We start from the raw sequence: 19,935 nt of genomic DNA, 5'->3' as shown, positions 1-19,935 counted from the left end.
ATTTAAAATTCCGATGCCTTAACTTTCGCAGTAATCACTCGTAGAAAGTAGTTAATCCTGAACATATAATCTCTCAGCTATGCGGTTCAAATCTTTTGTGTTAAGTATTATACTACTCATCGTTGGCTTTACACAATCATCCGCCAAATCATACGAAATCCCCAAAATACAAGTTGAAGTCACTATTGATGAAAATGGCCATGTGCATGTCACCGAACATTTAACGTATACCTTTGACGGGGAATTTTCGTGGGCTGAATATAAACTACCCAGACGAGGCTATACCGCTATTACTAATATCCAAATTTCGGAAGGTGACACTTCCTATATCAATCTAAATACAGAGGAAAACGGTACATTCAACGTAGCTCGAAACGAAGATCACATTCGGTTCAAATGGTACTATGATGCCAAAGATGAAAAACGCACCTTCACAATATCCTACACCCTAAAAGGGGCAATAACGATTGGCCCCAACTGGTCGCAATTTTTCTGGAATTACCTATCCAACGACCGTGATAAATCAACAAATCAGCTGGATATTGCTATTTCTCTTCCCCAAACGGTAGCTCCGGATTCCTTATATGCATGGTCACGTGGATTTGGTCAAAATATAAATATAAAGCAAGCTGACGGCAGGTTTTCTGTTAATGTTACTAATATTGATGAGGATACTTTTGCCAAAGTACGGACTGTATTTCCCACTGTTGTCTTCGACCTATCGAAAATTTCAGTTAACGACACCAACTTTTCGCTTGCACAAGCAGAAAAGGAAGAGCAAGACTATCAACAACAACTGGCAGAAGAGAAAAAACGGGAGGCCTATCTTGCAGACCTATGGGGAACACTTAACTATTTTATTGCTCTGCTTAGTATTGGCATCCTATACTTCCTGTATCATAAATACGGCAAACCACATTCTACATCACGATTTTCATCCCAAGAGACGATTATGGCACCAGATAATACACCACCGGCCGCTGTGGGATGGCTGCTTCAAAATCGAAGCATCACCGCCAATTTGCTAATGAGTACTGTTCTGGATCTGGCGCGCCGGGGCTATTTCACCATTCAGGAACAAACTCCCGAAGAGGGATCTTCGTCAGATAATAATCCCACCTTTTCTATTGAACGTACCGATCAGCCGGAAAAAGATGAGCTTAAAATATGGGAACGACAGCTGCTTAAATTTATTGAACAGCGAATAGCTGACGGAGATCAAAAATTGGACAAACTGTTTGACGGCGGATCTTCAGACCTATCGAAATGGTATACATCCTGGAAGAACAATTTTAAAGATTACTGTTACGACAAAGGCTGGATAGACACCCAAAGTTATACCGGTGTATATTGGAATATCGCTCTGCAGTTCATCCTGCTGGGTCCGGCTATTGCCTCCGTTATTTTTGCGGGACCACTTGGGTTGATAAGTGTCATTACCTGCGTCATTGCTTTTATCCTGTCATTCGGCATGATTCGCCGTACTCCAGAGGGAGAAGAAACTTACCACCAATGGCATAATTATAAAAAGGGATTAGAAAATGCTCGTAATTACTCACTCTCATCCGACAAGCTGGGGCGACATTTTATCTATGGTGTAGCCTTTGGTCTTGAAGAAGAACACATAGAACATATCGTTACCAATCCCGATGGCGAAATACCTGCTTTTATATGGATTTCCTTTAGTAACCAAACCAATTCACCTGCAGCTGTTGCCAGCTCTTTTTCTACCTTAAGTGCTACGGGAACTGCTTCATTCGGAAGTGTTGCCGGAGGAGTCGCCGGAGCCTCGGCCAGCACAGCAGGCGGCGGTGCAGCCGCTAGTGCCGGCTAATACATCCAGCCAAGAGGTCTTCTACTTGTTCACGATCTAACGGCTGATGTTTGGTTAAAGATGATTTGAACTGCTTGGCAAAATAGCGGAGTGCTATATCAAAACGCCTGGAATCAGCGGCATTTTTTTCCCGAATTAACAGTGCCATCTGTAAAAGGATAATTATCTGCTTAAATAATGGCTTAGCAGTAGCTTCCATTTTGTCACGGTTATCCATTTTTAAGATGGATTTCCAAATAGATTTTGCTTCAGCTAATTTACCCGTGATTAGCTGATCATATTTCTCCGACTGATGAGCAGCTTCTTGGATCATCGCAAACATAATCGAAAGGCCCTCAGTCTTTTGCGCGGCACGAAGTATATCCAGCACAATAATATTGCCTGAACCTTCCCAGATAGGTAACACATTTACATCGCGCAGCAGTTTGGGCATCACAAAATCTTCGATGTAACCGTTTCCACCCATCAGCTCCATACACTCACGCACCCCGTACACCGACTGCTGGGCTGACCACCACTTGGCCATGGGGGTAATAATACGGAGCAGCTGCTGTTCGGTATCGTCTCCTCTTTCGGCCGCATCCATGGCCCGCAGACCACGCCAGACCAACAGAAAGTTGGCAAGATATTTAGATCCCAATTCAAAAAACTTTTCTCTAATGAGTGCATGTTCTACTGCTACTTTGCCAAATGTTTTACGGTGGTTCAAATATTGCCAGGATTCAATAATAGCACGGCGATTGCCAGCCAATGCCGCCACTGAATTATAATTGCGGGATATATTGATCATCTGCACCATTACCTTAAACCCCTCTCCTTCATCACCCAGCCGCTGGCCAATAGTATCATGCAGATTAACTTCTCCCGTAGCCATAGAGCGCACGCCCAGCTTCTCTTTTAGCCGGATAATTTCCATGGGATTTCGCCCTCCCTCAGACAACTGTTTTTCAACAAGAAACAGTGACAATCCGCGCGTACCCTCACCAATCGGTCCCGTACGTGCCAGCACCATCATCACATCAGCATTGACATTACTGCAAAACCATTTTTCTCCATTGAGTTTATATTTTTTGCCTTCAATTTGTTCAGCTGTGCAAAGATTTGCTCCCACATCCGATCCGCCGGACTTTTCGGTCAAAAACATCGCGCCCGAAAATAACTCTTCTCCTCTTTTGGCTCCCAGTCGCGGTAGCAGCCGCTTTTTTTGATCTTTGCTACCAAACTTTTCAATCAGATACGCAGCACCATCAGTCATACAATGCGGGCAATATTGCCCTAACTCGCTCATTGCATACAACTGTCCGAGTGCAAATCCCGTCTTATGACGATCTCCCTCAACATCCGAACTGTTTTCAGGATGATATTTCAAGAAAAACATCTCTGATTCGGCGGCAATATCCATCAGCTTCCAGTAAGCCGGGTTAAACTGAACTTTATCAATCTCGTTGCCGAATTTGTCACGTTTTTTGAGAACCGGCGAATTTTTATCGGCTTTCTGTGAGAGCTCATCCATTTCAGTAGCCGCAATTTTTCCTAGCCGATCCAATTTGTCAGTTAGAAATTTCTGCGCTTGCTCAGAGAGATGCCGATTGACATAATTTCGTAAAATAAGATCGCTCTTATAAAAATTTTGGCTGTTTTTATAATCATCGGTGAGCACTTGATTTTTAGGATTCGACATGATGGTCCTCTCTATTTAAGTTCTTAAACCTGATAAAGTAGTATAAATAAAAAAAGGACGGGAAATCATCCCGCCCTTAACATTAAAAGCCAGATCCTGTAACAAGTACTACTGCGCTAAAGCTTCGTAGCACAGGTCAGGATGGCACGGTAATTTTTCTAAGTTTTTACTTGTCCGTAAGCGCAACAACACCTGGCAATTCTTTGCCTTCCAGGAACATAAGGCTAGCACCACCACCGGTGGAAACGTGCGAAACGGCGTCTTCCAGCCCCGCTTGTTTGATAGCTGATGCCGAATCACCGCCGCCGATAATTGTAGTAGCTCCCATTTCTGTGGCCTCGGCCAGCGCCTGTGCAACGGCATTTGTGCCATCAGCAAAATTAGGCATTTCAAAAACACCCATGGGGCCATTCCAAGCAACCGTTTGTGCATTTTTGATGATATTACCAAATGCTATGGATGACTGTGGGCCAATATCTACCGCCATCCAATCATCCTCAATACCATCTTCTTCGACGACTTTGTGTTCGGCTTCATTCTTAAATTCTTTAGCAATTACCGAATCCATGGGTAATACAAAGGTCACATTTTTCTCATCAGCCTTTTCCATTAATTCGCTTGCCAAACCAACTTTTTCTTCTTCAACCAGCGAATCACCAACGGGTAATTCTTTGGCCTTATAAAATGTATAGGTCATACCGCCCCCGACAATGATGGTATCCACTTTCTCAAGTAGGTTCTCAATCACATCAATTTTATCAGATACTTTGGCACCGCCTAAAATAGCTACAAACGGGCGGTCGGGATTATTGACGGATCCGCTCAAGTATCTAATCTCTTTCTCAAGCAAAAATCCTGAAACTGCCGGCTGTAAATAACGTGTAACCCCTGCAACAGATGCATGCGCGCGGTGGCTGCTTCCGAAAGCATCATTACAAAACAGCTCGGCGTGATCAGATAATTTTTTGCAAAAGGATTCATCATTCCCCTTTTCCCCCGGATGAAAGCGCACATTTTCGAGCAATACAATCTCTCCCGCTTCGGCCTGATCGATCACTGATGAAGCCTCTTCCCCTATACAATCTTCCGCAAAATATACGGTAGCATCAACTAGCGTTCGCAAGTGTTCAGCTACCGGTTTTAGACTCAGCGTTTTATCTACTTCTCCACCGGGACGGCCTAGGTGGCTCATAAGAATCAATTTACCGCCCTGTTCAATGACATGATTAATCGACGGCAATGCCTGTTTGATGCGATTATCATCTTCAATTTTCCTGTTCTCAATAGGCACATTAAAATCTACGCGCATTAGTACATTCTTGCCTTCAACATCTACATCATTTAGTGTCATTTTATCCATAAATATCTTCTCATCTAGTTTAAAAAATTATTTACCACTGTAGTGACAAACGTCCAAAACCACCGTCAAACCACGTTTGCTCTCCGGTTACACGAGGGACGCCAATACCTGATTGACGATCTTTGTCCATGTCATATGAGAGTCCCCCTTCAAATAAAAAATTTTTGTTTAAACGATACCCTATAGTAAAGGTTAGTCGATCACTGCGATCTCTTACTGTAGGATAAACCGACCGATAATCAAAATTCCGTACTCCACGATTAGGACCTTTTTCACCTTGGGGATGACGGTAATCAGCGTGATAGGCAAGTCCAGCCTGTAACCCTTTTATACGAGAGCCGTATGAAAGTTCGCTTTTAATTTTTAACCGATGTTCAACAAAGTTAAATGACCGTCCATTATTTGGCGAATAGTTCGGACCCAAATTTTGCGGGACATTGGCGCCTTTTAATCGATCAACATTTCGTTCCAGCCACATCCAATGCTCTAAGTGTAACTTATCAACGGTGCCAGTTATAAAAAAACCGCCACTGTCAGAAAATTGTCTATTGGTAAAATCATTTGTAAAATCCGAGTTTGGTGCCGGCTGTCTCCTCAACTTTGAAAATCGTCGTTGATATGTCACCCCTACTACTCCCAGAGGATGGTTGTACTCCAATAATGCACCTACAAAGTGAGCCCATTCTTCATCAAAATAATCTAATGTGTCTGCCGAAGGATTGACTCTTTTACGTGAATAGGTTTGATAACCGGCTCGCAGTTCCGCTCTAAAATTATGCCACTGTGGACTTTCAAGCCGTACATTTATTAAACCGGGACTCGTCTTATACTGGAAAGTCTCATCATAGGTCTTGTTATATTTGTTTTCACTGTCATCAGCCAATCCCTGCACTATATTGGCCGCCAAATCCAATTTGGTAATCCCCACATAAATCATCCCTTTTCCTGGATTTCCGTACCGGTAATAGGCTGTAAGGTCCAAGTCACTTTTGTCATTACTGAGTGTTGGCTCTATACCAACATAGTGGTTGGTTGCAAGCTGATGCTCGTATCCCAGTCGAAACAAAAAACGACTGGCTCTTAAATTTTCTTCATGAGTACCGCTTATAAGTAAAGTATTTTTATCATTAATGTGATAAGTAGTTTTAACCTTGTTCTCTACTGCAAAATTAGTTGCATTCAGGCTCCCAAAAGTTGAACGATATCCCTGATCTGTCGCCATCCATTTATAATCGTCAATAAGTGTATATCGATAAGTCAGCAGGTCAATTTCATGCTCAGGACTCATTAAATTAATATTATATCGAAATAGTCCGCGGTTAAAATTAGTGCCTCCAAAATTATGACTGCGATCGAGCATAAAATTTAAGGTACGCTGTTCCCAGCCCTGCAGGGTAGCATGAGAGGTTGAATCTTGCGCAACTATTTCAGTTGGAAATAAAAATACAATAAAAGAAAAAAGAAGAGCTAGCGACTTTCCTGACTGGTACAATAAATTCATTACTCCAATAAAGCTGCTAATGAGATAATTATTAAAACACAGAATATAGTTTGAAAAACGATTCTTGCAAAAAACAATAACTAAAGTATAACAACCTAAATCAATTCAACAACCAGTAGAGCTAACTGTTTTTTCTTTATCCTTTTCAGTATATTTTACGCATTGAATTCCAATCAAAAAGGAGCTATGGACACCGTATATTTCGACCATGCTGCTACTACTCCAGTAGATGAGCGTGTACTTGAAGCAATGACGCCTTACTTTACCGAACATTATGGCAATGCAAACTCTCCACATCAATCCGGTAATAATGCTAAAGTAGCCGTAGAAGAAGCACGCGAAACTATTGCCGAAATTATTGGGGCCGCACCCGCAGAAATTATTTTTACCAGCGGCGGAACAGAAAGTGATAATACCGCCATCAAGGGAGCAGTTAACGCTACGGGCAAGAGTGATATCATCACCTCTCCACTGGAACATCACGCTGTTTTGCATACTGCAGAAGCTGTTAAACGTAACGGTGTTCGTCCTCGCTATATAGAGGCAGATTCTGACGGCATTATCAAGCCCGAACAGGTCAAAGAAGCTATCAACGCTGATACGGCCCTCGTTTCACTGATGCACGTTAATAATGAAATCGGAACCATTAACCCAATCAAAGAAATTGGAGAAATTTGTACTGAATATAAAGTCCCCTTTCATTCTGATACTGTGCAAAGTGTTGGCAAGATTCCGGTTGATGTGGATGAACTGGGTATTGACTTTTTGAGTATCAGTGGACACAAAATATACGGCCCCAAAGGTATAGGGGTACTTTACATGCGTCATGGTACGCCCTGGTTACCCTGGATGCATGGCGGCTCCCAAGAACGACGTCGGCGCGGAGGAACACTGAACGTGCCCGGCATTATTGGCCTAGCAAAAGCAATGGAACTTGTTGTAGATCAGATGGATGACCATCGGAAGAAGTTTGAGAAACTGAGAAGTCGACTGGTCAATGGACTGGAAGAAAAGTTTGGCGATCGCTGTCAGATTAACGGAGATTCGGAACAGCGCGTACCACACATCATTAATATTTCTTTTATTGACCCAGCCGGAGAAGGACTGGATGGTGAAATGCTGCTCCTAAACTTGGATGTAGAAGGTATTTGCGTATCTAACGGATCGGCCTGTACCTCCGGTGCTATGGAACCATCACACGTATTGGACGGTATCGGTCTCGATGAAAAGACTGCCAACTCAAGTATCCGCATAAGCCTTGGCAAAGATAATACAGCTGAAGAAATCGATTACTTCCTCGACAAAATAGAAGTGGTTGTAAATCGCATGATGTCAACAGCCGAAGCATGAGCAACAAAAACAGAGTTTGCGTTTATTGCGGATCGCGGACCGGCAATAATCCCGCTTTTGCCGACCTAGCCAACAACCTGGGAGTTAAGCTCGCATCTAAGGACGTTGGGCTTGTCTATGGCGGAGGCTCTATCGGACTAATGAATGAAGTAGCCAATGCGGCACTTTCCCACGGCGGACAGGTTCATGGCGTAATTCCCCAACACCTGTATGAACTGGAAGTTGCCCATGAACAGCTTACAGCCCTGCATATTACTGGCAGTATGCACGAGCGTAAAGAAATGATGGCTGAACTTTCAGATGCTTTTATTGCCCTGCCCGGTGGTTTTGGCACCTTTGAAGAATTGATGGAAGCCATTACTTGGCGGCAGCTACATATTCACGATAAGGCTGTTATTTTATTCAATATAGATGGCTACTACAATAAACTTATCGATTTTATCGATCATGCCGTGGAAAACGGTTTTATCAGCAGCGACAAACGCAAGTTTCTAAAGGTTGCTAGCAATGTTGATGAATGCTTTGAGCACCTTCCCTTTTATGAATAATCACTGACGCTACCTATGTCCATTTGGGGATTTTCTTTTTCTGTTCTATCCGGCTCCCGGTCTTCTGACTTTTCTGATCACGGAACCGTAGAAAATCCACTACCCCCCTGTCCCAATTCCCCCAACTGCATCCGCATAACAAAACAATTTAAAACCCCAATCGATACTCTTTTTAATGCCTCTGTCCAGGCAATTAAAAAAATGGGACCAGAAAAGATTACGATTGCTAAAAAAGACTATAAAATAAAAACTGTTTTTAGGGTTGTTGTTTTTCGGGATGATATGATCCTCAAACTTTCCAAACGAAATTCATCTTTAAGCTACATCCATATGCGCAGTGCAAGCCGTGTAGGAGAAACCGATTTGGGAGTTAACAGACGGAGAGTACAACGGTTTCTCAAAAATCTTACTGACCATTTATAAAACTGTTAAGAACATTGGCAACGAAGTAATATCATTGACTTCCATATTTTTTTTCAACTTCAATCGGGATCAAAACAACTGCTTAACATTCACTTTTTTGTTTTGTAACCCTTTTATCCCAATCCGGGCTTGGTTAGTCCCAATATAGTATCAACAACTACTAAAAAATACACCACCAACGACATCCGGTATGCTTTTCGCCATGACTCTGCCTTAGCACTATCGGATAGCTCTTCGTTTTGTAGTTTGTTTTTGAAATCCATACTTCGCTTAATCGAAAAAGGAATTAACACCAAGATAATAATGAACAAAACCTGCTTTGCGGCCAGCCAGGGATACAACTGAACACGAAACCATCCCCAATGATATGGACCCATTGACGTCAGTGCCACACCGGAAATTAAAATTCCCAAAGCTCCAATATGTCCACCTATACTGGTTACCAATCGTTCAAAATGCATAAAATTTTGTTGTGGCTGAAGATCATTTTCCTGCCAAACTTTTAATCCATAAAACAAGCTACCCGCAAAAGCCGATAGCCAGCAGAAGTATGAAATAATATGCAGCCAAAAGAATACATCATACATTTGAGCAGAAGAAAAGTTCAAAATTGTAATAACTGCTTCATATTTCTTTCATCGAAATATTATATTTACAGTCTAATTTTAAAGCGGAACTTTGTTAAACCAAGAAAAACTGTAATAAGTTAAAGCCTTCCATATGTTAATCAGCAAATATATCCTCAATAAGATCACCATATTTGTCTTTGACAATACGCCGCTTGATCTTAAGAGTAGGTGTTAACTCTCCCGATTCAACAGTAAATTCATTGGCCAGCAACCGGAAATCTCTGACCTTTTCGTGTGAAGCCAACTCACGGGAATAGCTGCGAATTTCTTTGCGGAATATATTCTGTATTTCCTCCTGCTGAATTAAATCCTCTATAGAATCGTATGTAATATCGTTCTGGGTGGCATAATCTTCGATCACTTCAAAATCAGGCACAATGAGCCCTGCCATATACGCCTGATTTTCACCAACCACCATTAGTTGATCAATCCATTTACTGGTTTTAAACAAGTCCTCAATGGGGCCCGGATAAATGTTTTTACCGCCGGCATTTACAATCATATGCTTGATGCGGTCAGTGATCTGAAGCTTCCCATCCACAAATCTTCCAACATCTCCGGTATGCAAATAACCTTCATCATCGATCATTTCTTTTGTTGCCTCGTCATTTTTCCAATATCCCTTCATTACATTAGGACCTTTGCACAAGATTTCGCCCTGCTCTGAGGAATGATCAATCGGATAATCTTCTCCACAAAGCGACGCTATAATTTCATTATCCTCCAGCCGCTGGATAGCCACCGTCACACCGGGCAGTACCTTGCCCACCGTACCCATTTGTTCATCACCATAGGTATTGCAACACATCACCGGTGATGTTTCGGTAAGTCCATATCCTTCAATAATATGTAGACCGGCCCCCATAAAAAAGTGACCAATTTCAGCGGGCAGTGCCGCCCCGCCGGAAACAAAAAAGCGAATACGTCCACCGGTTCGTTCTTTTAGTTTATCAAAAACCAACTTATCAGCCAGCTTCTTTTGAAGAGTTACCAATCCGCGTTTACCCTCGGCATATTTACGACCTACATTCTGTGCCCATTGAAAAATTTTCTTCTTTACAGCGGTGCCTTCTTCTACGCTTTTAGTCACCAAGTTATAAATTTTTTCAAAAAGTCGGGGTACACTAATAATAATAGTTGGACGTGCCTCCGTCATATTCTTCGCCACCGTATCCACGCTTTCGGTATAATAAATTTCTGCCCCGGCAGCCAACATGGCATAGTATCCGGCTGTGCGTTCAAAAGAATGGCAAAGCGGTAAAAACGAAAGGCAGCGATCATCTGCTGTAATATTAATACGCTGATGAGCCGCTTTTATATTACTTACAATATTACGATGGGTCAGCATAGCTCCCTTTGGTTGGCCGGTAGTGCCTGAAGTGTAAATAAGGGTAGCCATATCTTCCGGTGAGCGACTTTTACTACGTCGATGAATTTCGTCTTCCAGTTCAGGATAGATTTTTAGGCCCTCAGCCATTGCTTCTTCAAAAAGGGAAACGTAATCCTCATCCAAATAACTTTCAATATTCGGCTCGTCAAAAGCAATCACCTGCTGCAGATGACCACAATTATCAAACACCTGGCGCGCCTTTTTAAGCTGTATACCCGTAGATACAAAAAAGAATTTAGCCTCAGAATTCTGCAGAATATACTCACATTTTGGAGCCGGCAGCGTAGTATATAGCGAAACATTAATCGCACCAATAAGCTGTAGTGCTAAATCAACAATTGCCCATTCATATCGGTTTTCACTGAGTATAGCTACCCGGTCACCAACCTCTACTCCCTGCTCCACCAAATATGCGGCCAGTGTATGTACATCTTCCGAAACCTCTCCCCACCCTATTTCTTCGTACGGTTCATCGGTGGCCGGTTTTCGTGCAAAGGCCGTTTTTGAAGTATCCTCATATTTATTCTTGATATTTAAAAATAACTCCGGCAACGTTTCAAAAGCTACAACTGTTGGCATAATGTAAAGTTAGTTTACCCTTATATTACAAACGCTGATCCTAATTTAACAACACAGCCCGAATATAACATTCTGAAACAGAAATTCAGTAATTGTGATAACGCAAGTCCCGGGCTTCGTGTTTTTTTACGAATCCCAAATGCTTATATTAAAAGAAAAATTAACTACATGGCACATCCGGCAAAAGAAGAAACAATTGATTTGGTAAAGGAGATTTTCAGCTCCTACCTAAAAGAACATAATCAGCGACAGACCCCCGAGCGGTTTATGGTTCTCAAACAAATATATGAGGCCGACGGGCACTTCGACGCTGATGACATCTTTTTTAATATGAAAGACGGAGGCACACGCGTCTCCCGAGCTACGGTGTATAACACCCTCGACCTACTGGTAGAATGTGGACTAGTACAACGCCATCAGTTTGGGAAAAACCAATACTATTATGAGCGTGCTTATGCCTATCAGCAACACGACCACATTATCTGCAAAGAGTGTGGTGCCGTATTGGAATTTTGTGATCCACGTATTCAGGAAATAAAAACAATGATGGAAAAGATGCACGATTTTAATATTTCGGGACATTCATTGCATTTCTTCGGTGCTTGTGATGACATAGATTCTTGCACCCGCCGCCAGGAAATTAAGGACAAAAAGGAGTCGTAGCTGAATCCACCATTTTTTATCTACTTAAAGACAGGATTGCCCATCCACATATCATCCTGCTATGATTACTATTGCAGAATCAAGACATTTAAAAGCAATAAATGATATCTACAATCAGGCTGTAGAAGAGGGATTTCGGACGGCTCACACCCAGCCGATGACCTTAAGCCAAAGGGCGCTATGGTTCCAGAATTACGATAAGGATAATTTTCCGGTTTTTATCTACCAACAAGATCAAGATGTACTTGGCTGGCTTTCTGTTTCACCGTATAAATCCGATCGACAAGCCCTCAACGAAGTTGTAGAAATAAGCTACTATGTAGATTACAACCATCACGGTAAAGGCATTGCTACAAAACTGATGGAAAAGGCACTCAACTTTTGCCGCACAGCTGGCTATCGCATAATGGTAGCCATATTAATGAACAAAAACACGCCCAGCATGTCCCTGCTCCAGAAATTTGACTTTACTGAAGGTGGGCGTATCCCCGATGCTATCCACTATCAGGATGAGTTTCGGGATCATCTGTATATGTTTAAAAAACTGTGACTTAAACAATACATAAAATGGACCCGACGCTGAGCATCACCATTACTTCAAGCTCACGGGCTACTTTAATTACCTGTTAACGCTGGTCGAGCCACCACCATTCTTACCAACTTTAATGACTTAAGAATGCGAAACACCATCTCAGTACTCAGTACATTCTTTTGAAATTACAGCTTCGAAAAAATTTTTTACCTTTGAAATTATGAAAAATAAACATTTCCATATCAAAAACATGGTGTGCAGCCACTGTGCCGAAGTGCTCGAGGAAAAGCTCACAAATGCCGATTTCAAAATACAAAAAATAGAACTCGGGGAACTGCATTTGGCAGAAACTATTAGTGAAAGCAACTATGCCCGCTTGGTTACGATCATCCGGGATAATGGTTTTGATATCATTGATGATGAAAACAGCCGTATTGTTGAACAGGTAAAGCAGCTTATTATACAACAGGTTCGGTCGGGGCGACCGCTCAAAAAGAATCTATCGGATTATCTTTCAGAAAAAATCCATAAAGATTATCAGCAGCTGAGCCGCCTGTTTTCGGCCGTAGAAGGTAAATCAATAGAGCGTTACTTTATCCTCCAAAAGATCGAGCGGGCCAAGGAACTTATCGTCTATGATGAGAAAACGCTGAGCCAAATTGCCTTGGAACTTGATTACAGCAGCCAACAACATTTCTCCAGGCAATTCAAAAAGGAAACCGGACTTGCACCATCACATTTCAAAGAGATCAAAGAGAATAAGCGCACTTCTATTGATCAGCTCTAAACATAATTCTGCACGATAATCACATAAAAATACAAGATAAATTTATCTGCTCTATCCATCTTAATTTTGAACAATCATTAATCAAATTGGACGGAGATGGAAAAGCAGATTTTTAGCCTGGATGAAATCCAAGAAATCTATGGCAATAGTTTGGCCACAAATTATGACCTTTCCCTTTTGTTATTGCGTATGTTGGGCCTCAGGGTTAAAACTTATCGGGAAAAAGCTATTCAAAGCCTCAAACTTAAATCGGGCGACACCATAGTTGATCTGGGATGCGGGACGGGACTCAATTTTCCGTTACTCAGCAAGCAAATTGGAAGGAAAGGCACTATTATTGGAGTAGATCTATCTGAATCAATGCTACAGCAGGCAGAGAATCGAATACAAAACTTAGGATTGGATAATGTTAAGTTGGTACAGGCTGATATGTCTGAGTATAATATCCCTTCTGATTCTGATGGCGTTTTATCAACATTGGCGATATCTATGTCACCGGATTATGATCGCATAATTAAACGGGCGGCTCATAGATTACAAGCAGGGAAACGAATGGCTATTTTCGAGTTAAAACGGCCCAAGAAATGGCCTGAATGGTTGGTTAAAGCTATGATCAATCTCTTACAATCTTATGGAGTCCGCTACGAACATACCAAACAAACGCCCTGGGTATCTATGCAAAAAGATTTTCAGAAGTTCTATATGCAAGAATTTTATTTTGGAGCAGTATATGTGGCTGCTGGTGTAGTTTAAGCGGTTAATCACAAATTTCTGCACAAGATTTACACAAAGATGCAAGAACTGCGACTGTTCGACGCTTATTTTAGGAACAGAAATTGAAAGTAGAAGAAAAACACGGAGCAATATGATTGAAGTGAATGATCATACTGATGACGATATTCTTGCCATCAAAGCATCCGGGAAACTTTCGAAAGAAGACTTGGATCACCTCGAACCGGCTTTAAACAAGTTTACAACTGCATCTGATGATCCCCATTTAATTATGATACTTGAAGATTTTGAGGGGTGGCAGGATACCGCAGCGCTTTGGAAAGATCTGCAGCTTGATGTCGAATACATCGGATATTTTGATCGAATTGCTGTAGTTGGAGAAAAGAAGTGGCAAAAATGGGGTACTAAGCTCGTCGACCCTATTACCAAAGAAGAGATGCAATTTTTTTCTATTGACCAAGCCGGGAACGCAAGGGAATGGCTCAAACAAAATCATAACTGAATAATGATGACATTCTTTAAAAAATATAAAGAAGCCGTAGCCAGTGCACTATTTTTAGCTGCAGCACTAATTGTTGAACACGGATTTTCATTTGCCGGTCAGGCCTATGTGTATTTACCACTATATGGACTTTCATATATAACTGTCGGCGGACCGGTCTGGATAAAAGCGTTCAAATCGATTAAAAACGGCACCATATTCAGCGAATTTATGCTAATGGGTATTGCCACCGTCGGTGCTTTTGCCATTGGCGAATACGCCGAGGGCGTAGCCGTAATGCTCTTCTATATGGTGGGCGAATATGCCCAAGGGAATGCCGTTCAACGAGCAAAACAATCCATCAAAACGCTAATAGATCAACAGCCGGATACGGCCACAGTAGAGCATAAGGGGACAACAAAAAACGTCCACCCCTCCGAGGTGGGGATAGGCGAAATAATCCAGGTAAAACCAGGTGAAAAAGTCCCGCTGGATGGAAAACTTCTTACCGAAACAGCCTCTTTTAATACAGCAGCCTTGACCGGTGAGTCAAAACCCATGAGCCGGGATTTAGGCGACGAAGTTTGGGCCGGTTCTATTAATCAGGACCGACCTGTTCGCATTAAAGTGACTAGTGGATATGAGGATACCAAGCTATCTAACATTTTAACGATGGTGCAGGAAGCCACCAAGCGAAAAGCCCCGACACAACGGTTTATGACAAAGTTTGCCAGCATTTACACCCCTATTGTCGTTTGGCTGGCAGTAGCACTTACGCTCGTCCCCTATCTTGTGGTTGAAAACTACGTCTTTCAGGACTGGTTTTATCGCGCTCTTATTTTTCTTGTTGTCTCTTGTCCATGCGGGTTAGTCATTTCTATACCCCTTGGTTATTTCGGCGGGATCGGAGCAGCCTCCCGCAACGGTATTCTGTTCAAAGGTTCAGATTTCCTTGACCAACTACGAAAAATGGAAACACTGTACATGGACAAAACGGGCACTATGACAGAGGGTAATTTTGAGGTACGGAAAATCCATCCTGTTAATGGATATAGCCAGGATGAACTGCTTGCCTTGGCTGCTTCCCTCGAACAAGACTCCACCCATCCGATAGCAAAAGCAATCCTCAACCGTATCAATGGACAACCGTTACATACCGTAGAAAATCAGCAGGAAATTTCTGGCAAAGGATTGAAGGGAACTATTAACGGAAAAACAATTGTCGTCGGAAATAGTGACTTGATAGAACAGCAGGGTATTAATATTTCATCAAGCGACTTTAATGACCCTTACACCTATGTGCATGTAGCGGAGGATGGAACCCATGTTGGTACCATTAGCATTGCGGATCAAATTAAAGAGGACAGTAAGCAGGCTATAGGTGATCTTCGAAAACATGGGGTCAACGAAATAGTGATGCTTTCCGGAGATAACCAAGAGGTCGTTGATCATGTATCCCGAAAGTTAAGCTTGGACAGAGCGTATGGAGGCCTTCTGCCTGATGAAAAATATCATCACGTTAAACAAGCGCTAAAACCATCCCAAACAATAGGATTTATTGGAGATGGTATTAATGATGCTCCAGTTATTACACTGGCCGATGTCGGGATTGCCATGGGCGGCATCGGTTCGGATGCTACCATTGAAACAGCAGATATAGTTATTCAAACCGACCAGCCCTCCAAAATACCGTTGGCTATTGACATTGCTAACTTTACGCATCGTGTAGTATGGCAAAATATCGGCTTTGCGCTGGGAATTAAGATACTGGTTATGGTTCTGGCCGTTGTTGGTATAGCCACTATGTGGGAGGCTATTTTTGCGGATGTCGGAGTAGCTCTTATCGCCATTGCCAATGCCATCAGAATTCAAAAAAGCTATTCCAACGCGTCATTTAGCCTCCGCAAAACAAATAAAACTCACCATTCTGAAGAAAGCGACTCGGTACTTACAGACTGTTGCTAGAATAATAAGAGGCTTTCTTTTGGCACTTCAATAGAGAGGTAGTATTTTAGATTTCGAAAATTCCAAATTAACTATTGAAACCTGTGAAACGCTGCGCTTTTTTGTCGATGGATAGCCTTGCTGAATTTGAATCCTATGATCATCTGCTGCATAAACCGCTGAAAAAAATGGGGTGGACAGCCGAAGAGGTTTCATGGCGTAATACAAATATTAATTGGAATCAGTTTGATGCAGTAATTATCAGAAGTCCATGGGATTACCAGAACGATCCTAAAGATTTTCTGAATGTTTTAGAAAATATTGAATCTTCAACTGCCACTCTTGAAAACAGCCTTGAGCTTGTAAAATGGAATATCGACAAAACTTACCTGCAAGACCTACAACAACAGGGAATTGAGATTGTACCCAGCCTGTGGTATCAGCAATTTGAGCCCTCATTGCTACCAACTTTTTTTAGTGAATTACAGAGCGATGAAATAGTTATCAAACCTACTGTAAGTGCTGCAGCTGATAACACTTTTCGTATTAAACACACTGAACATTCCGAGTATGTACAACTATTGACCAATACCTTTAACGATCGCCCCTTCTTGGTACAACCCTTTATGGATAATATTATCGAAGAAGGAGAATTCTCGGTCTTTTTCTTTGGAGATTCTTATAGCCACACCGTCCTTAAAACTCCAAAACCCAATGACTTTCGCGTACAGGAAGAACATGGGGGAAAACTTACACCGGTAGAACCTGAAAAGAAGTTGCTTGCAACAGCCCAAAAAACACGTAATAACATTTCGCCCCTGCCCCTATATACGCGCGCCGATTATGTGCGTACCGACCAAAATACATTTGCTTTGATGGAGCTGGAACTCATCGAGCCGTCCCTTTATTTCAATATGGATCCGGAATCTCCCAAACGATTTGCCAGAGTTTTTGACGAATGGTTGAAGCCTTAGTAGAAAGTATAAAGTTATGATAACTCTATACTATACCAAGGCCACAATCATAATGGCAAGTGAAGCATAAAAGACTTTAATACTAAATACTTTCCACTCAAATGTATGCCTTTTAAGCAAATACATCCCTAATTTTAGAGAAGAAGCCCTTGCCATCATCTTCTTTATTGGAGGCATTAAACCGTTCACTGCCCCGAAGCGATTCGATGTGCTTGCGCTCTTCCTCATCCAGATCATCAGGAATATATACGTTTACCCGCACATACTGGTCGCCGATACCCGACCGTTTTAAGCCATGAATACCCTTGTCACTCATTCGCAACAATTTACCTGGCTGCACTCCTTCTTCAACCTTTATTTTTGCCTTACCTTTAAGCGTAGGCACTTTTACTTCGGTTCCCAGAATAGCATCAGGCACGCTGAGTACCAGATCGTAATAAATATCATTGCCATCACGCTCAAAGTGCTCATGCTCTTTCTCTTCAATCAGGACAACGAGAGCACCAGCCTCACCGCCGCGTTTGCCGGCGTTCCCCTTACCGCGAAGCGTAATATAATTTCCTTCTGATACACCGGAAGGCACGTTCACCTTCACGGTTTCTTTCCCTTTGTAACGCCCTTCGCCGCTACACTTTGAACACTTATTACGGATAATGCGCCCTTCACCATTACATTCGGGACAAGGCTGTACATTCACCATCTGTCCCAACATCGTTTTACGCACTTGGCGAACTTCACCGGTACCGCTACAGGTACTGCAGGTCTCAAAATCGTTTTTCGTCTCGGCCCCGGTGCCATCGCATTCATCACAAGTAATATACTTCTTTACCTTCAGCTTCTTCTCAGTGCCAAAAGCAATTTCCTCAAGCTCCAGGTCAATACGCAGTTTCATATCGGAACCTTTCCGCCCTGACGATCGACGCCGCCGAGAACGGCCACCCCCGCCAAATTCACTGCCAAATATATCGCTAAATTGACTAAAGATATCCTCAAAATTATCAAAGCCTGCACCGCCGCGACCGCCAAAACCATTGGCACCGTTATTAACTCCTCGGTGACCAAACTGATCATAACGCTGACGCTTTTGCTCATCACTAAGAACTTCGTATGCCTCTGAAGCCTCCTTAAATTTCTTCTCGGCCTCCGGATCTTCCTCATTGCGATCCGGGTGAAACTTCATGGCCTTCTTACGATAGGCTTTTTTGATTTCCGATTCAGATGCATTTTTGCTAACACCTAATACTTCGTAATAATCGCGTTTAGACATGAATTAGATTTTCTTAAAACTTAATTATTCACTTACAATTACTTTGGCATGACGAATAGTACGATCTCCCATACGATAACCGCTTTCCACGACATTTAAAACTATATCACTTTCAATGCTGTCATCTTCGGGCTTGCGGCGCATCATAGCATCATGCAAATCTACATCAAAAGGAACCCCCTCTTGATCAATGCGCTGCACATCATTCTTTCGCAAAATTTCCTGAAGTTTTTTGGCTACCATCTGTACCCCATCAAAAAAGGTCTCATTCACATCAAGCTCTTCAGCCGCACCTAATGTTCGCTGGATGTCATCATTGATTTCCAAAAAATCTTCGAGCGCTCTGGCTTTAGCTGTCTCATACACCTGGGAACGCTCTCGCTTTACACGCTTTCTATAGTTTTCAAGCTCTGCTACTTTGCGCAATCGATCGTCTTTTAACTCGTTCACTTCTTGTTCCAGTTCAGAAAGCTCTTCCTCACGGGCAACAAGCATTTCCCGCAGCTCATCTTCATTAAAATTCTGATACGGTAATTCTTCTTCCGACTGTTCCTCAGATACTTCTTGTTCCTGCTCTTCAATTTCAGCCGCTTCTTGTTCAGAAACTTCTTTCTTCGATTCGCTCATGTTATCAATCTAAAGGTTAAATACTGTCATTCTTGTTTATCTTGAAATGCAAATAGCATGCCATCAAAAAATGAGGGGGTATCTCGTGACAAAGTTGCCGACAAATAAACCTGTCGGCTAACTAAACTTCAGAGTGTCAGTCCGACTATAAAAATATGACCATCTGCTATTCTTCATCCTCTTCATAAAAAAGTTCAATCATATTGCCATCAGGATCCGAGATAAACACAAACCGTCCGCGCTTTCGATTGGCAGGACCGCTTAAAATTGTTACCTCCTGATCGCGCAAATATTCGGCCATTTCATCGACTTCTTCTTCTGAATCCAGATAAAACCCAAAATGATCTACCCGATAATCACTTGATGAGGTATCATAACTGGTTTCCGCCTCCACAAGTACTAGCGTATCTTCATCTCCAATTTGATACACCGACATACTTTTTCCCATTTTTCGAATCAGGTCAAACCCCAAGACATCGCCATAAAACTCTTCAGCACGTTCAATATCATTCACGCGGATGGTCATGTGATTAATACCGGATGGTGTAAAATCAGCCATGAAATAGTAGGATTTTATGGTTTGTTTTTAGAATAATTGACAGAATATACTTGATACCAGCTATCTGCTTTCAA

Annotated in this window: 19 protein-coding genes; 11 read left to right on the top strand and 8 right to left on the bottom strand. The window is 42.2% G+C overall.

From position 1 onward, the window contains the following. Window positions 1-79: 79 nt before the first annotated feature. Window positions 80-1,834 carry a DUF2207 domain-containing protein gene (locus tag LX73_RS01270; RefSeq protein WP_148897654.1) on the top strand — a complete coding sequence of 585 codons (1,755 nt, stop codon included), beginning with the start codon at window positions 80-82 and terminating at the stop codon, window positions 1,832-1,834. On the opposite strand, the gene LX73_RS01265 is transcribed toward LX73_RS01270, so the two are convergent. The 3 genes from LX73_RS01265 to LX73_RS01255 all read right to left on the bottom strand — a co-directional run bounded on the left by LX73_RS01265 (window position 1,821) and on the right by LX73_RS01255 (window position 6,376). Beyond that, on the bottom strand, window positions 1,821-3,515 hold the full coding sequence (locus LX73_RS01265; protein ID WP_148897653.1) for an acyl-CoA dehydrogenase family protein: 1,695 nt from the start codon (window positions 3,513-3,515) through the stop codon (window positions 1,821-1,823). The two genes, LX73_RS01270 and LX73_RS01265, sit on opposite strands and share 14 nt — an antisense overlap. 166 nt (window positions 3,516-3,681) lie before the next feature. Next, window positions 3,682-4,875, bottom strand: a complete 1,194-nt coding sequence (locus tag LX73_RS01260) for a phosphoglycerate kinase (RefSeq protein ID WP_148897652.1) — start codon at window positions 4,873-4,875, stop codon at window positions 3,682-3,684. 31 nt (window positions 4,876-4,906) lie between these two features. After that, window positions 4,907-6,376, bottom strand: a complete 1,470-nt coding sequence (locus tag LX73_RS01255; protein WP_148897651.1) for a hypothetical protein — start codon at window positions 6,374-6,376, stop codon at window positions 4,907-4,909. A gap of 186 nt (window positions 6,377-6,562) precedes the next feature. Here LX73_RS01255 and LX73_RS01250 point away from each other — a divergent pair, with 186 nt between their 5' ends. The 3 genes from LX73_RS01250 to LX73_RS01240 are packed head-to-tail and all read left to right on the top strand — an operon-like array spanning window position 6,563 to window position 8,697. Next, the gene (locus LX73_RS01250) at window positions 6,563-7,726 is read left to right on the top strand and encodes a cysteine desulfurase family protein (RefSeq protein WP_148897650.1); all 1,164 of its coding nucleotides are present in this window, start codon (window positions 6,563-6,565) and stop codon (window positions 7,724-7,726) included. After that, window positions 7,723-8,274 (top strand): LOG family protein, encoded by a 552-nt coding sequence (locus tag LX73_RS01245; RefSeq protein WP_148897649.1) that lies wholly within the window; start codon window positions 7,723-7,725, stop codon window positions 8,272-8,274. Before LX73_RS01250 ends, LX73_RS01245 begins: the two co-directional genes overlap by 4 nt. Before the next feature lie 15 nt (window positions 8,275-8,289). Continuing rightward, window positions 8,290-8,697, top strand: coding sequence for a DUF1499 domain-containing protein (locus LX73_RS01240; RefSeq protein ID WP_148897648.1), 408 nt, complete (start codon window positions 8,290-8,292; stop codon window positions 8,695-8,697). 113 nt (window positions 8,698-8,810) lie between these two features. Here the strand turns inward: LX73_RS01240 and LX73_RS01235 are convergent, their stop codons facing one another. Both LX73_RS01235 and LX73_RS01230 read right to left on the bottom strand, forming a co-directional pair. After that, complete coding sequence (locus LX73_RS01235) at window positions 8,811-9,305, bottom strand: DUF2269 family protein (protein ID WP_148897647.1); 495 nt, start codon at window positions 9,303-9,305, stop codon at window positions 8,811-8,813. A 115-nt stretch (window positions 9,306-9,420) separates the two neighbouring features. Beyond that, window positions 9,421-11,295, bottom strand: coding sequence for an AMP-dependent synthetase/ligase (locus LX73_RS01230; RefSeq protein ID WP_148897646.1), 1,875 nt, complete (start codon window positions 11,293-11,295; stop codon window positions 9,421-9,423). A 168-nt stretch (window positions 11,296-11,463) separates the two neighbouring features. Here LX73_RS01230 and LX73_RS01225 point away from each other — a divergent pair, with 168 nt between their 5' ends. From LX73_RS01225 to LX73_RS01195, 7 genes are all read left to right on the top strand, one after another. Next, window positions 11,464-11,958: a Fur family transcriptional regulator gene (locus tag LX73_RS01225; RefSeq protein ID WP_148897645.1), complete on the top strand. Its 495-nt coding sequence runs from the start codon at window positions 11,464-11,466 to the stop codon at window positions 11,956-11,958. Window positions 11,959-12,019: 61 nt separating this feature from the next. After that, on the top strand, window positions 12,020-12,508 hold the full coding sequence (locus LX73_RS01220) for a GNAT family N-acetyltransferase (RefSeq protein WP_148897644.1): 489 nt from the start codon (window positions 12,020-12,022) through the stop codon (window positions 12,506-12,508). A gap of 202 nt (window positions 12,509-12,710) precedes the next feature. Further along, the gene (locus tag LX73_RS01215) at window positions 12,711-13,277 is read left to right on the top strand and encodes a helix-turn-helix domain-containing protein (RefSeq protein WP_148897643.1); all 567 of its coding nucleotides are present in this window, start codon (window positions 12,711-12,713) and stop codon (window positions 13,275-13,277) included. Window positions 13,278-13,373: 96 nt separating this feature from the next. Beyond that, window positions 13,374-14,030, top strand: a complete 657-nt coding sequence (locus LX73_RS01210) for a class I SAM-dependent methyltransferase (protein WP_148897642.1) — start codon at window positions 13,374-13,376, stop codon at window positions 14,028-14,030. A 112-nt stretch (window positions 14,031-14,142) separates the two neighbouring features. Further along, window positions 14,143-14,511: a SpoIIAA family protein gene (locus tag LX73_RS01205; protein WP_148897641.1), complete on the top strand. Its 369-nt coding sequence runs from the start codon at window positions 14,143-14,145 to the stop codon at window positions 14,509-14,511. A gap of 3 nt (window positions 14,512-14,514) precedes the next feature. After that, the gene (locus LX73_RS01200) at window positions 14,515-16,455 is read left to right on the top strand and encodes a heavy metal translocating P-type ATPase (protein ID WP_148897640.1); all 1,941 of its coding nucleotides are present in this window, start codon (window positions 14,515-14,517) and stop codon (window positions 16,453-16,455) included. Between the two features lie 83 nt (window positions 16,456-16,538). Continuing rightward, window positions 16,539-17,408, top strand: a complete 870-nt coding sequence (locus tag LX73_RS01195) for an ATP-grasp domain-containing protein (protein ID WP_148897639.1) — start codon at window positions 16,539-16,541, stop codon at window positions 17,406-17,408. Between the two features lie 112 nt (window positions 17,409-17,520). Here LX73_RS01195 and dnaJ read toward each other — a convergent pair whose 3' ends face one another. The 3 genes from dnaJ to LX73_RS01180 form a co-directional block, all read right to left on the bottom strand. Beyond that, window positions 17,521-18,675, bottom strand: coding sequence for a molecular chaperone DnaJ (gene dnaJ, locus LX73_RS01190; RefSeq protein ID WP_148897638.1), 1,155 nt, complete (start codon window positions 18,673-18,675; stop codon window positions 17,521-17,523). A gap of 24 nt (window positions 18,676-18,699) precedes the next feature. Further along, window positions 18,700-19,302: a nucleotide exchange factor GrpE gene (locus tag LX73_RS01185; protein ID WP_148897637.1), complete on the bottom strand. Its 603-nt coding sequence runs from the start codon at window positions 19,300-19,302 to the stop codon at window positions 18,700-18,702. Window positions 19,303-19,468: 166 nt separating this feature from the next. Next, window positions 19,469-19,861, bottom strand: a complete 393-nt coding sequence (locus LX73_RS01180; RefSeq protein ID WP_148897636.1) for a VOC family protein — start codon at window positions 19,859-19,861, stop codon at window positions 19,469-19,471. Window positions 19,862-19,935: the final 74 nt, after the last annotated feature.

Origin of the sequence: Fodinibius salinus (assembly GCF_008124865.1) — a bacterium.
GTDB lineage: Bacteria > Bacteroidota > Rhodothermia > Balneolales > Balneolaceae > Fodinibius > Fodinibius salinus.
This window is presented reverse-complemented; position numbering and strand designations above follow the sequence as displayed.

Coding starts and splice junctions, on each gene's coding strand:
- LX73_RS01270 (WP_148897654.1), top strand. CDS start 80: ATGCGGTTCAAATCTTTTGTGTTAAGTATTATACTACTCATCGTTGGC.
- LX73_RS01265 (WP_148897653.1), bottom strand. CDS start 3,515: ATGTCGAATCCTAAAAATCAAGTGCTCACCGATGATTATAAAAACAGC.
- LX73_RS01260 (WP_148897652.1), bottom strand. CDS start 4,875: ATGGATAAAATGACACTAAATGATGTAGATGTTGAAGGCAAGAATGTA.
- LX73_RS01255 (WP_148897651.1), bottom strand. CDS start 6,376: ATGAATTTATTGTACCAGTCAGGAAAGTCGCTAGCTCTTCTTTTTTCT.
- LX73_RS01250 (WP_148897650.1), top strand. CDS start 6,563: ATGGACACCGTATATTTCGACCATGCTGCTACTACTCCAGTAGATGAG.
- LX73_RS01245 (WP_148897649.1), top strand. CDS start 7,723: ATGAGCAACAAAAACAGAGTTTGCGTTTATTGCGGATCGCGGACCGGC.
- LX73_RS01240 (WP_148897648.1), top strand. CDS start 8,290: ATGTCCATTTGGGGATTTTCTTTTTCTGTTCTATCCGGCTCCCGGTCT.
- LX73_RS01230 (WP_148897646.1), bottom strand. CDS start 11,295: ATGCCAACAGTTGTAGCTTTTGAAACGTTGCCGGAGTTATTTTTAAAT.
- LX73_RS01225 (WP_148897645.1), top strand. CDS start 11,464: ATGGCACATCCGGCAAAAGAAGAAACAATTGATTTGGTAAAGGAGATT.
- LX73_RS01220 (WP_148897644.1), top strand. CDS start 12,020: ATGATTACTATTGCAGAATCAAGACATTTAAAAGCAATAAATGATATC.
- LX73_RS01215 (WP_148897643.1), top strand. CDS start 12,711: ATGAAAAATAAACATTTCCATATCAAAAACATGGTGTGCAGCCACTGT.
- LX73_RS01210 (WP_148897642.1), top strand. CDS start 13,374: ATGGAAAAGCAGATTTTTAGCCTGGATGAAATCCAAGAAATCTATGGC.
- LX73_RS01205 (WP_148897641.1), top strand. CDS start 14,143: ATGATTGAAGTGAATGATCATACTGATGACGATATTCTTGCCATCAAA.
- LX73_RS01200 (WP_148897640.1), top strand. CDS start 14,515: ATGATGACATTCTTTAAAAAATATAAAGAAGCCGTAGCCAGTGCACTA.
- dnaJ (WP_148897638.1), bottom strand. CDS start 18,675: ATGTCTAAACGCGATTATTACGAAGTATTAGGTGTTAGCAAAAATGCA.
- LX73_RS01185 (WP_148897637.1), bottom strand. CDS start 19,302: ATGAGCGAATCGAAGAAAGAAGTTTCTGAACAAGAAGCGGCTGAAATT.
- LX73_RS01180 (WP_148897636.1), bottom strand. CDS start 19,861: ATGGCTGATTTTACACCATCCGGTATTAATCACATGACCATCCGCGTG.